Origin of the sequence: Micromonospora yasonensis (genome assembly GCF_026013475.1) — a bacterium.
GTDB lineage: Bacteria > Actinomycetota > Actinomycetes > Mycobacteriales > Micromonosporaceae > Micromonospora > Micromonospora yasonensis.
Genome location: NZ_JAPDPH010000208.1, coordinates 1 through 12199, shown reverse-complemented (window position 1 = coordinate 12199; position 12199 = coordinate 1). Strand labels below are relative to the sequence as shown.

At 74.6% G+C, this 12199-nt stretch carries 5 protein-coding genes; all 5 read right to left on the bottom strand.

All coding sequences use genetic code 11. From position 1 onward, the window contains the following. Positions 1–80: 80 nt before the first annotated feature. A complete protein-coding gene (locus ONA70_RS29155; RefSeq protein ID WP_265009699.1) occupies positions 81–2957 on the bottom strand; it encodes an amino acid adenylation domain-containing protein in 2877 nt (958 codons plus the stop codon). Continuing rightward, positions 2954–3754, bottom strand: coding sequence for a thioesterase II family protein (locus tag ONA70_RS29150; protein ID WP_265009698.1), 801 nt, complete (start codon positions 3752–3754; stop codon positions 2954–2956). The genes ONA70_RS29155 and ONA70_RS29150 overlap by 4 nt, the downstream gene beginning before the upstream one ends. Continuing rightward, positions 3708–5399, bottom strand: a complete 1692-nt coding sequence (locus ONA70_RS29145) for a cyclic peptide export ABC transporter (protein WP_265009697.1) — start codon at positions 5397–5399, stop codon at positions 3708–3710. Before ONA70_RS29145 ends, ONA70_RS29150 begins: the two co-directional genes overlap by 47 nt. After that, on the bottom strand, positions 5396–10063 hold the full coding sequence (locus ONA70_RS29140) for a condensation domain-containing protein (RefSeq protein ID WP_265009696.1): 4668 nt from the start codon (positions 10061–10063) through the stop codon (positions 5396–5398). The genes ONA70_RS29145 and ONA70_RS29140 overlap by 4 nt, the downstream gene beginning before the upstream one ends. Further along, on the bottom strand, positions 10060–12199 hold a 2140-nt coding region (locus ONA70_RS29135), incomplete at its 5' end, for a phosphopantetheine-binding protein (RefSeq protein WP_265009695.1). The genes ONA70_RS29135 and ONA70_RS29140, both read right to left, overlap by 4 nt.

The following is a 12199-nucleotide window of genomic DNA, read 5'->3' as shown; positions in this document are numbered from 1 at the left end:
GCCAGCCGGAGTGGCCGGTCGGTGGGTGGTCCGCGGTGCGGCGGGGCGGGCCGAGGAGCGGACGGGGTGCTCGCCGGGGTTCACCCGGCCGGCAGGGCGCGGCTGTCCACCTTCCCGTTGGTGGTGAGCGGGATGTGGTCGATGGCGACGAAGGCCGCGGGGATCATGTAGTCGGGCAGGTCGGCGGTGAGGTGCGCGCGCAGCGCGGCCCGGTCCAGCGGGTGCCCGGCGGTGAGCACCACGTACGCCACCAGCCGCTTCTCGCCGGGGCTGGGCTCGCGGGCGATCACCACGGCGTCACGGACGTGCGGGTGGGCGGCGAGCCGGGCCTGGATCTCGCCGAGCTCCACCCGGTACCCACGGATCTTGACCTGGTTGTCGATCCGGCCGAGGAACTCCAACGTGCCGTCCGGCAGCCAGCGGGCCAGGTCGCCGCTGCGGTAGAGCCGGCTGCCCGGGCCGCCGTACGGGTCGAGCAGGAACCGCTCGGAGGTCAGGTCCGGCCGGCCGAGGTAGCCACGGGCCACCCCGACGCCGCCGATGTACACCTCCCCCGGCACCCCCACCGGCACCGGATCCAGCCGTTCGGTGAGCACGTACATGCTGGTGTTGACGATGGGTGCGCCGAGCGGCACGAGTTCGGTGGTCGGCGGTTCGATGATCTGCTGCCCCGAGTTGCCGATCGTGATCTCGGTGGGGCCGTACTCGGTGGCCACCTTCGTGCCGTCCGGTCCGGCCAGCTCCAGCCAGCGGGCGGCCAGCGCCTGGGTGAACGAGTCGCCCGCCGCGATGACGATGCCGGCCAGCTCCCGGGCCTGCTCGGCGGTGAGCTGCCAGGTGAGCAGGTCCAGGTGGCCGGGGGTCATCTTGATGAAGCTGTACGGGGCCCCGGCGACCAGGTGCGCGCCGAGGTCGGCGGTGTCCAGCGGTTCGGGCAGCAGGTGCACCGGCTCGCCGGTGATCAGCGGGGTGAAGATGTTCGGGATGCCCAGGTCGAAGGAGATCGAGGAGAAGACCGGCGCTCCGCCCGGGCCGTGCGCGGCGTACGCGTCCACTGTCCAGAGCAGGTAGTTGGCCAGGCCGGCGTGCGGCACCATCACCCCCTTCGGCCGGCCGGTGGAGCCGGAGGTGAAGATGACGTACGCCAGCTGCGAGGGCTGGACCGGTACGTCGAGCGGGGAGTCCGGCCGGGCGGCGATGGCCGCCGCGTCGGTGTCGACCAGGACCAGGGTGCCGTCGTACAGCCCGGTGAGGGTGGGCTGCTGCACGGTGGAGGTGACCACCACCGTGGTGTCGGCCGCCTCGATCATGTGCCGCAGCCGCTCCGGCGGCAGCTCGGGATCCAACGGCAGGTAGCCGGCCCCGGTCTGCCAGACGCCGAGCAGCGCGGGGACGAGGTCCGAGGTCCGGCCCAGACAGACACCGACCAGGTCGCCCGGGCCGGCGCCGAGGTCGCGCAGGTGGTGGCTGAGCCGGTTGGCCCGCCGGATCAGTTCCCGGTAGGTGAGCCGGGCGTCGCCCACCCGCACCGCGATCCGGTCCGGGGTGGCCTCGGCCTGGGCGCGGACCAGGTCGAGCGTCGTCACCTCGCCCCGCTCCACGGTCTCGGCGACCGCCCAGTCGACCAGCACCGCGCGTCGCTCGTCGGCCGGCAGGTAGGTGCCCCGGGCGTCGCCGTCCGGGTCGGCGGCCATCGCCACCAGCACCTCCCGGTAGAGGGCGGCGAGCCGCCGGGCGTACCCGGCGTCGACGGTCTCCCCGGCGGTGCGCAGCCGCAGCCGGGCCGGGCCGGCGGTCACCCGCAGGCCGTACGCCGTCCCGTCGACCGGCAGGCCGGGGACCGCCTCGGTACCGGCGTCGTCCCACTCGAAGAGGGCGTGCTGCCGCTGCCCGGCCGCGGTGGCCGGCGGCCGGTCCGCGTACCGGTGGGTCCAGGCGGCCCGCTCCCCCTCGGCGACCCGGGTGACCAGGCGGCGCCAGGTCCCCTCGCCGGCGCCCATCGGCACCGGCAGGGTGACCCGGTGCAGCAGCCGCTCGCAGTCGGTGGCGGCCAGCTCCGGGTGTCCGTCCGGGGCGAGGGTCGCCTCGGTGTGCCCGGCCGGTTCGGCGCCGAGCACGCCGAGCACCGTCTGGTGGGCGGCGAGCAGCACCGTCGACAGTGGCACCCCGGCCGCCGCGGCGAGCGTGGTCAGGCCCGGGGAGAGGTCGGCGAAGTCGACGGTCAGCTCGGTGCTGCCCGGCGCGCCGCCCCAGCCACCCGGCAGGGCGCAGGCGGTGCCGGCCAGCAGATTCGTCCAGTACTCCGCGCCGTCGAAGTCGGCGGCCGCGTCGAGTCCGGCGGCCACACAGGGCGCGTGCCGGGTTTCGGCGGCCGGACCGGCGTCCTGGTAGGCGCGCAGCAGTGCGGCGAGGACGCCGGCCGGGTCGGCGACGGCGGTCAGCGCCCGGGGTGCGGCGACGACCAGCGTCCAGCTCTGCTCGGTCTCCAGGATCACGGTCAGCCGCAGCGGCCCGGGGGTGGCCGGGTCGAACGGGGTGGCCCGCTCGGTCTCCAGCAGCGTGGCGAGCATCGTCTCCCGTTTGGCCTGGTCCACACTGCGGTGGTCGTGCTGGGCCAGGGGGATCGCGGCGTCCGGGTGCACCAGGTACCACGGCTCGCTGCCGCGGGACGGGTCGACCGAGGTACGGAGCAGCTCGTGGGCGCGCACCACAGCCCGTACCGCCGAGGCGAACCGTTCCGGCGAGAACGGGACCGGGTCGGTGACCCGCCGGGCGTCCAGGTCGACCGTGCGGAAGGCCGAGTCGTCGTCGACCAGGTCGGCCAGCGTTTCCGGCAACGGGTAGCCGTCCAGTGCCCCGGCCGGGACGATCTTCCGGTCGCGGGGGCTGAGCAGCGCGAACCGCTCGATGTCGGTCTCGTCCGGCTGCGGTCTGGGCGCCGAATCGAGCGTGGTCATGTCTCGCCTCCTAGTACGTCGATGCGGTGGGGCGACCGGGCCGGCCCGGCGGTGGCCGCCGCGCCGAGGTCGCACACCACCGTCGCCAGCACGTCCGGTGCCGTCGGGCCGTGCAGGAAGAAGTGGCCGCCGGGGAAGAGGCACAGCCGGGAACCGGCCGACGTGTGCCGCTGCCACCCGTCCAGCGCCTTCGGCGGCACGATCCGGTCCGACCGGCCACCGAGGACGGTCAGCGGCGCCGACAGCGGCAGCTCCGTCCGGTGCTCGTACGTCTCCAGCACGGAGAAGTCGGAACGCAGCACGGGCAGCATCAGCTGCATCAGCTCGACGTTGTCCAGCAGGTCCGGCGGTGTGCCGCCCAGCTCCGCGAGGCGCTGGCGGATCTCGTCGTCGGTCGCGCAGTGCAGCAGCGGCCGGGTCGGTGGGGTGCTCGGCGACGCGGCGGCGGAGATGAAGACGTGCGCCGGCTGGCGGACCCGGCGGTAGCGCAGCGCCCGGGCCAGTTCGAAGGCGAGCAGGCCGCCCATGCTGTGTCCGAAGAGCGCGTACGGGCGGTCCAGCGCATCGGTCAGCGCGTCGGCCATCGACCGGATCAGCGGGGCGAGCCGCAGGAGCGGCGCTTCCCGCAGCCGGGTGCCCCGCCCGGGCAGCTCCAGCGCCAACACCTGCATCCCGTCCGGAGCCAGCTCCGGCCAGCCCCGGTACACGGCAGCGCCACCGCCCGCGTACGGCAGGCAGAAGAGCCGGAGGTCAGCGCGCGGGTTCAGCTCCCGGCCGGCCAGCCATCGCCTGTCCAAGGGGCACCTCCTCCGCGCTGATCTGGCCGTAGTCGAGCCGGACGAGCCGGTCGGCGGCATGGAAGTACCGGTCGTCGTGGCTGATCACCACGACCGCCTTGTCCCTGTCCCGCAGCTCCGGCAGCAGCTCCCGGTAGAAGAAGTCCTTGAAGACGGGGTCCTGGTCGGCGGCCCATTCGTCGAACAGGTAGAAGGAGCGGTCCTCCAGGTACGCGACGAGCAGGGCCAGCCGCTTGCGCTGCCCCAGGGAGAGCGCGGTGGTGGAGAACCGGTCCCCGACGATCCGTACCTTGTGGTCCAGTTGCAGGCGGTGCAGGTAGTGCTGCGCCTGGGCGGCCCGGTCGGCGCCGGGGAGCCCGAGCAGGGTGTCGAAGAGGTGGAAGTCGGAGAACACCGCGGAGAAGAGGTTGCGGTAGTCCTCCCGGTTGGCCGGGGTGACCTCGACGCCGTCCACCCGGACCACGCCCTGCTCGGGCGGGTAGAGGCTGGTCAGCACCTTGGCCAGGGTGGTCTTGCCGCTGCCGTTGGCGCCGACGACGAAGAGGATCTCGCCCCGGCGGAACTCGAAGTCCAGCGGCCCGAGCACGAACTCCTCCCCCTTGGGGCCGGGGTAGACGTGGCTGACCCCGCGGAACTCGATGCCGCGCCAGCCGGCGAAGGCGTTCGCGGTCGCCGGCGTACCGGTGGCGGGCGGGGTCCGGCCCGCCGGCTCGCCGTCACCCGGCACCAGCGCGGCCAACCGCTCCTCGATCGTGGCCAGCGCCACCGAGGCCCGGCCCAGGGCGGGGAACCAGACGAGCACGCCCTGCAGGCTGGAGACGGCGAAGAGCAGGATCAGCACGCAGGCCGCCAGCGTCTGGCCGGTGAGGGCGAACCAGGCGGGGAAGGCGAAGAGCAGCAGGCCGATGAAGGCGAAGAAGACCCCCTGCCCGCCGCCGGTGGCGCCCTCGTAGACGGAGAGGCCGAAGACGCTGTGCCGCCGGTAGGCAGCCGCCGTGTCGGCCAACTCCCGCTCGATCAGGGCGGTCCGCCGGTCCCGGTGCAGCTTCAGCTCCTTGATCCCCTCGGTGACCGCGCGGAACTGGCCGAAGAGCGCGTCCTGTTCCGTCCTGGCGGCCTTGAGCGCGCCCAGACCCGAGGCGGACATGAGCAGGTAGAGCAGCACGCCGACGACGACCGCGCCGCCGGTGGCCAGGGCCACCACCGGGGAGACGATCACCAGGTACGCGATGGCCACCAGCACGAACGCGGCGCCCGAGCAGATGCCCGGCAGGCCGGGCAGCGCGTCGGCGATCACCACCACGTCGTCGGCGAGCGCCGAGTAGAGCCGGGCGTTGCCGATCTTCTCCACGGCGCGCAGCGGAGCGCCCAGGATGCCGTCGACGAGGCGGCGTCGCAGGTGCTCGATGGCGCCCTGGGAGAGCCGGTAGAGCAGCGCCTGGGAGACGAACCTGGTGAGCAGGGTGGCCAGGCAGAGCGCCAGGTAGCCCCAGATCAGCTTGGGTGACGGCGCGCCGTCGGCGTCCAGGGCCAGGTTGACCATGGCGATGAAGGCCGCGCCGGTGCCGCCGCTGATGACGCCGGCCACGATGGCCAGCAGGAACGGGCCCCGGCGGTAGCGCAGCAGATAGGCGAAGAGGCTCATGCGGCCACCTGCCGGAGGGCGTCGACCGTGGCGGCCGGCTCGTCGGCGAGCCGGCCGAGCACCTGCGTCCAGCGCCGCATCATCAGGTCCAGGGCGCGGGCGTCGAAGACGTCGGTGGAGTAGAGCCAGGTGCCCACCAGCTCCGTCCCCTGCTCGCGCATGATCAGGGCGAGGTCGACCTCCGCCGGCTGGAGGTTGCTGCCGAGCACCTCGGAGAAGACGTAGTCGTCGCCGATGTCCAGCGACCGCACCCGCAGCCCGGGCAGGGTCAGCTCGGGCACCTCGGCGTTGAGCAGGTTGAACAGGACGCGGGTGGACCGGCTCGCCGGCCCGGGCCCGGTGGCCAGCCACAGCGGGGCCGCCCGGTGCGCGTACGCGTCCAACGTCCGGTCGCGGACCTGGAGGACCAGTTCCCGGAAGGTCGACGCGGCGGTCAGGTCCGCCCGGACCACCAGCGGGTTGACGAACCAGCCGACCAGCTCGGCCGTCTCCGGCCGCTCCCGTCCCGCCTCCGGGAAGCCGACCGGGATGTCGTCCCGCCCGGAGCAGGCGGCGAGCAGCACGTCGTACGCGGCCAGCAGCACCATGAACAGGCTGGCCCCTTCCCCCTGCGCGAGCTGGCGCAGCTTCGCGGTGACCGTCGGGTCGACCCGGAAGGCGCGGGTGGAGCCGGTGGCGGCCGGACGGGGGGCGGTGCCGGTGCCACACACCGGCGGTTGCAGGGTCAGCGCCGGCGGCAGGTCCCGCAGCGTGCGCCGCCAGTGGTCCAGGTGGGTGTCCAGCGCCCCGGCGGCGAGTTGCCGGCGTTGCCAGGCCGCCACGTCCGGGTACTGCACGTCCAGGGCCGGCAGCGCCGGCGTACGGCCGGTGCAGTGGGCGGTGTAGTACTCGGACAGGTCCCGGACCAGCACCCCGTACGACCAGTTGTCGGTGACCAGGTGGTGGATGGTGAGCACCAGTGCCTGCTCGTCGTGCCCCAGCCGGGCCAGCAGGCCGCGCACCATCGGCTCCGCCTCGATCCGGAACGGTCGCCGCCCCTGCTCCTCGACCAGCGCGCGCAGCCGGCCGGCCTGCTCGGCCGGATCGACCGCGCTCAGGTCCACCGTCTCCAGTGGCCAGTTCCCGGTCGCCTCGACCCGCTGCGCCGGCCCGTCCGGGCCGTCGACGATCCGGGTACGCAGCGCCTCGTGGCGGGCCACGATGTCGTCCAGGCTCCGGCGCAGCGCGGCCTCGTCCAGCGGCCCGGTCAGCCGTACCGCGGTCACCACGTTGTGGATCGGGTCCACCGGGCCGCGCGGGTGGTGCCGGACCAGGTGCTCCTGGGAGAAGGAGAGCGGCAGGTACCCGTCCCGGTCGACCCGGGGGATCGGCGCCGGCTCGGCGTCCGCCCCGGTCCCGTCCTGCCGGACGATGTCGGCCAGCCCGCCCACGGTCGGGTTGTCGAACAGCTCCCGCAGCGGCACCCGCACGCCGAACCGGGCCTCGATCCGGGCGGCGAGCTTGGTGGCGAGCAGGGAGTGCCCGCCCAGGACGAAGAAGCTGTCGGTCAGTCCGACGGCGTCGACGCCGAGCAGTTCCCGCCAGATGTCGGCGATTCCGTGCTCCACCTCGTCCTGAGGGGCCAAGTGCCCGGTCGGCTGCGCGCCGCCCGCCGGTTCCGGCTCGGGCAGGGCGATCCGGTCGACCGTCCCGGCCGGCGTCCGGGGCAGCTCCGGCAGCTCGACACAGGCCGCCGGGATCAGGTGTTCCGGCAGCCACTCCTTCAGGTATGTGGCCAGTTCCCCGGCGGTCGGGACCGCGTCCCCGGCGAGGTACGCCACCAGCCGCGCGTCGCGGTCCTCGCCCCGGGCCGCCACGACCGCCCCGGTGATGCCGGGGTGCCCGGTCAGGGTCGCCTCGACCAGGTCCAGGTCGACCGGGAAGCCGCGCAGCCGCAGCCGCCGGTCCCGGTGTCCGAGGTGCTCGATCACCCCGTCGACGCGTACCCGGCCCAGCTCCCCGGTGCGCAGCAGCCGGGCGTCGGTTCCGGTGCCGAACGGATCCGGGGTCAGGTCCTGCGCGCCCGGGCCGCCCGGGACGGCTGCTCCTCCGACGGCCAGTTCCCCGACCACACCGACCGGCACCGGCTGGCCGTACCGGTCCAGAACGTGCACCCGGGCACCGGCGACCGGGCGACCGACCGGCAGCGGCGGCCGATAGCCGCCCTCATCGGTGCCGGCCTCGGCGGCCGGGTCGGTGGGTGCGCCGTCGACGGCGCAGAGGTGGGCGGTGACCGGCGCGGCGACGTCCGCCGGGACGAGCAGGTGGTGCAGGGCCGCCGGCGAGCGCCGGGCGAACAGCGCCGCCAGCTCGCGGGTCAGCGGCGCCCCGGCGCAGAACACGTGCCGCAGCGCGGTGCACCGCTCGACGCCGCGCTGGTCGAGCAGTTCGGCCAGCAGGTCGGGCCGGAGGCAGGCCACGCTGACCTGCTCCGCCCGGATCAGGCTCACCAGGTGCCGGGCGTCGCGCTCCCCGCCGGGTCGGGCCAGCACCACGGCCGCGCCGGCCAGCAGCGGGGCGCACAGCTCCCAGACGGCCGCCGGGGCCGAGGTGGGGGTCTGCTGGAGCACCCGGTCGCCAGCGGTCAGCCCGGCCGTGTCGCGGAGCCAGTGCAGCCGGTCGCGCAGTGCCGCGTGGTGGTGCACGCTGATTCGGGCGATCGGCTCGGCGGGGCAGCTGACGTAGGCGGCGTCGCCGCCGGTCAGCGCCACGGGACCGGGGTCGGCGCCGGCGCCGGTCGGGTCGGCGGACGGGTCGTCGACCAGGCAGGTCGGCCCGGACCAGGGCAGCGCACCGGCCTTCGGCCGCTGGGCGAGCAGCAGCGCGACCCCGGCCTCCGCCAGCAGCGCGGCGGTCCGGTCGGCCGGCAGGGTGGGGTCGACGGGTACGAGCACGCCGCCGGCCCGCCACACCGCCAGCGGCGCGGCCATTAGCTCCACCGAGCGGTCCAGCCGGACGCCGACCGGGGTGCCTCGGCGCACGCCCGCCGCCCGCAGCCGGCCGGCGAGGGCGTCGACCAGGGTGTCCAGCTCGCCGTAGCTGACCGTACGCGAGCCGAACCGGACCGCCGGCGCGGCCGGGTCACGGCGGACCGCCGAGGCGAAGGCGTCGACGACCAGCGGACGGTCGGCGCCGGCGGCCGGCGCCGGGCCGGTCGCGAGGGCGAGCAGGTCGTCCCGCTCCCCCGGGCCGACCAGCGGCAGCGCGCTGATCGGGGTGTCCGGGTCGTCGAGCAGGCCACGCAGCAGCCGGTGAAACATCCGCACGTGGCGCTCGGCGGTCACCTCGTCGTAGAGGTCGGTGCTGTACTCCAGCCGCCCCCAGATGGTGTCGCCGTCCTCGAAGAGGTCCAGCAGCAGGTCGAACTCGGCCTTGCGGGCGTCCAGCGACACCGGCTCGACCCGGGCCGGCCCGTCGTGCCAGGCCGGGAAGGGCACGTTCTGGTACGAGAAGAGCACCTGGAAGACCGGCGTGCTGGCCACCGAACGTTCCGGCTGCAACTGTTCGACCAACCGCTCGAACGGGATGCCCTGGTGGTCGTAGGCGGCCAGGCAGACCGCGCTGACCCGGCGCAGCAGCTCCCGGAAGGACGGGTCGCCGCGCAGGTCGGTACGCAGCGCCAGGGTGTTCATGAACAGCCCGATCAGCGGCTCCAGCTCCACCAGGCGCCGGTTGGCCACCGGCGAGCCCACCACGATCTCGTCGTCGCCGGTGAGCCGGTGCAGCAGCGCCTTGAACGTGGCCCCCAGCACCATGAACAGGGTGGCGTTCTCCTGCCGGGCCAGCTCGCGCAGCCGGGTCACCACGGCGGGTGGGATCGCCACCGGCACCGAGTCGCCCCGGTAGCTTTTCTCCCTCGGCCGGGGCCGGTCACCGACCAGGCCGATCTCCGGCGGGGCCCCGCCGAGCTGGTCGGTCCAGTACGCCAGGTCCGCCGCCCAGGCCTCCTGGGCGGCCGGCTGCTGCTGCCAGTCGGCGAAGTCGGCGTACTGCACCGGCAGCTCGGGCAGGTCGCTCGGCAGCCCGGTGAGCAGGGCCCGGTAGCCGGCGATCAGTTCCCGCAGCAGCACCCCCATCGACCAGCGGTCGGAGACGATGTGGTGCAGGTTGAGCAGCACCCCGGTCTGCTGTGGACCGAAGCGGAGCAGCCGTACCCGCAGCAGCGGTCCGGTGGCCAGGTCGAAGGGCTGGTTGATCAGCTCCTCCTCGCGGCGGCGCAGCTCGTCGTCGACCGCCTCGGGCGCCACCCCGGCGACGTCCTCGACCCGTACGTCAGGGGGCAGTTCGGCCCGGACCTGCTGGTGCGGCCGGCCGTCCAGCTCGACGAAGACGGTGCGCAGCGACTCGTGCCGGCGGACCACCTCGGCGCAGGCCCGCGCGAAGAGGTCGGTACGGAAGTCGCCCTGCACCCGCATCGCGGTGGAGATCACGTACGCCGAGGTGTGCGCGGCGAACCGGTCCAGGAACCAGATCCGGCTCTGCGAGAAGGTGAGCGGGACCGGGGCGTCCCGGTCCGGGCGGGGCGGCACGGTCCGCGTCGGGGCGCGGTCGATGCCCTCCTCCTTGAGCAGGTTGCTCAGCAGCGCCAGCCGCTGCGCGGACATCGTGAACCGACCCGTGCTCATGCGGACGTCCTCCCGTTGTCGGCGTCGAGCGCCTGCCGCACCTCGTCGTCGGAGAGGCCGCTCAGCCGGATCAGCAGCTCGGCGGTCTTCTCGACGACCACCCGCTGGGCGGGGTCGGCGGTCAGGGCGCGGGTGAGCCCGGCCACCGTCGGGTCGCTGAAGACCCGGTGCAGCGGCACGTCCACCCCGAACGCCTCCCGCACCCGGGCCACCATCCGGGTGCTGAGCAGCGAGTGCCCGCCGAGGGCGAAGAAGTCGTCCAGCACGCCGACCCGGTCCACGCCGAGCGTCTCGGCCCAGATACCGGCGACCACCTCCTCGACCGGGTTGCGCGGCGCCACGTACGCCGACTGCACCTGCCGGCGCCCGGCCTCCGGCGCGGGCAGCGCCTTCCGGTCGACCTTGTTGTTCGGGGTGAGTGGCAACGAGTCCAGGAAGACGTAGGTCGCCGGCACCATGTAGTCGGGAAGGTGCTCGCCGAGGGCGGCCTGGAGCCGGGGCAGCAGCCGGCGGGCCCGCCGCCCGAGGGCGTCGTTGACGTACCGGTCCCAGCGCGGTTCCCCGCGCGGCGGGTGGACCAGCCGGGGCAGCGGCTGCTCCGGGCGGCCGTCGGCGGCCAGCCGGCGCAGGACCACGTCCAGGTGTCCGGCCGGGCCGTGGCCGGACCAGTCCAGGTCGAGCCGGTAGCCGGTCTCGTCGGCGAGCCGGCGCAGTTGCTCCGGTTCGACGGCGGCCGGGGCCGGTCCGGCGTCGAGTTCGGCCCGAAGCTCGGCGACGCTGCCGCCCGCGTCGGCCAGGGCCGACGTGGCCCGGGCCCAGCGGTCGACCCGGGCGTTGGGTACGCCTCGGAGGGCGAGCAGCAACGGGCGCTCGCCGGTCAGCCGGTCGCGGAGCCCGGCCGGGGTCAGCCGCTCGGCGGTCCAGTCGCGCCACTCGGCGGCCACGGCCGGGGGCGCCTCGTCGTCGCCGGCCACGGTGAGCCGTACGTCGTACCGGAACCGGGTCAGCTCGTTGCTTACCTCGCCCAGCTTCGGCATCACCCGCACCTGCGTGACCTGCGGGAAGCGGGCCGGCAGCGCGGTGAAGAAGCCCGGGTCGAAGACCAGTTCCTGGTCGTCGGCGACGGCGCGGCGAATCCGCTCGCGCAGCTGCTCGGCGGTGGCCTCCGGCTCGGCCCGGGTCACCTGCACCGAGACGTGGAAGGACTCCAGCAACGGCAGGCTGCGGATGTCGCCGAGGAAGAGCGAGCCGCCCGGAGCGAGCCGCGGCAGGGCGCCCTCGATGACCCGCAGCAGGTAGTTCTCGTCGGCGAAGTACTGCGCCACCGAGTTGAGCACGATCACGTCGAAGTGCTGCTCGGGCAGGGTGTCCAGCTCATCGGCCGCGCAGCCGAACAGCGCCACACCGGGCAGCCCCCGGGCCGGCGCGGTGGCGTCGGCGCGGAGCCGGGCCAGGGCGACCTCGGAGATGTCGGTGGCCCAGTAGCGCCGCACGTGCGGGGCGACCCGGTAGAGGATCAGGCCCGTCCCGCAGCCGATCTCCAGCACCGAACGCGGGCCGGTCTCCAGGATCCGGTACGCGGTGGCCTCGGCCCAGCCCCGCATCTCGTCCACCGGGATCGGCGCCCCGGTGTAGCTGCTGTTCCAGCCCCGCGTGTCGAAGGTCGGGTCGACCTGGTCGGTCTCCTCGACGTCGTACGCGGCGTCCCAGATGTCGCGCCACTGGTCCAACTCGTGCGGCCACTCGGCCACCGCCTCGGCGTCCGCGCCGGGGTCGGCCACCACGTACGCCACCAGCCGCTGGTCGCCGGGGGTGTCCTCGCGTACGGTCACCACCGCCTGGTTGACCTGCGGTTGCCGCTCCAGCACCGATTCGATTTCGCCCAGCTCGATCCGGAAGCCGCGCAGCTTCACCTGGTGGTCCAGCCGGCCGAGGAACTCGATGCTCCGGTCGGCCCGGCGCCGGACCAGGTCGCCGGTGCGGTAGAGCCGGTCCCCCAGCCCGATCGGGAACGGGTGCCGGACGAACCGCTCGGCGGTCAGCTCGGGCCGGTCCAGGTAGCCCCGGGCCAGGCCGGCGCCGCCGATGTGCAGCTCGCCCGGGACGCCGAGCGGGACCAGCGCCCCGCTGCCGTCG

What these genes read in the sequence shown, in the direction of transcription:
- ONA70_RS29155 (WP_265009699.1), bottom strand. Translation starts at nt 2,957, where the DNA reads ATGACCACGCTCGATTCGGCGCCCAGACCGCAGCCGGACGAGACCGAC.
- ONA70_RS29140 (WP_265009696.1), bottom strand. Translation starts at nt 10,063, where the DNA reads ATGAGCACGGGTCGGTTCACGATGTCCGCGCAGCGGCTGGCGCTGCTG.
- ONA70_RS29145 (WP_265009697.1), bottom strand. Translation starts at nt 5,399, where the DNA reads ATGAGCCTCTTCGCCTATCTGCTGCGCTACCGCCGGGGCCCGTTCCTG.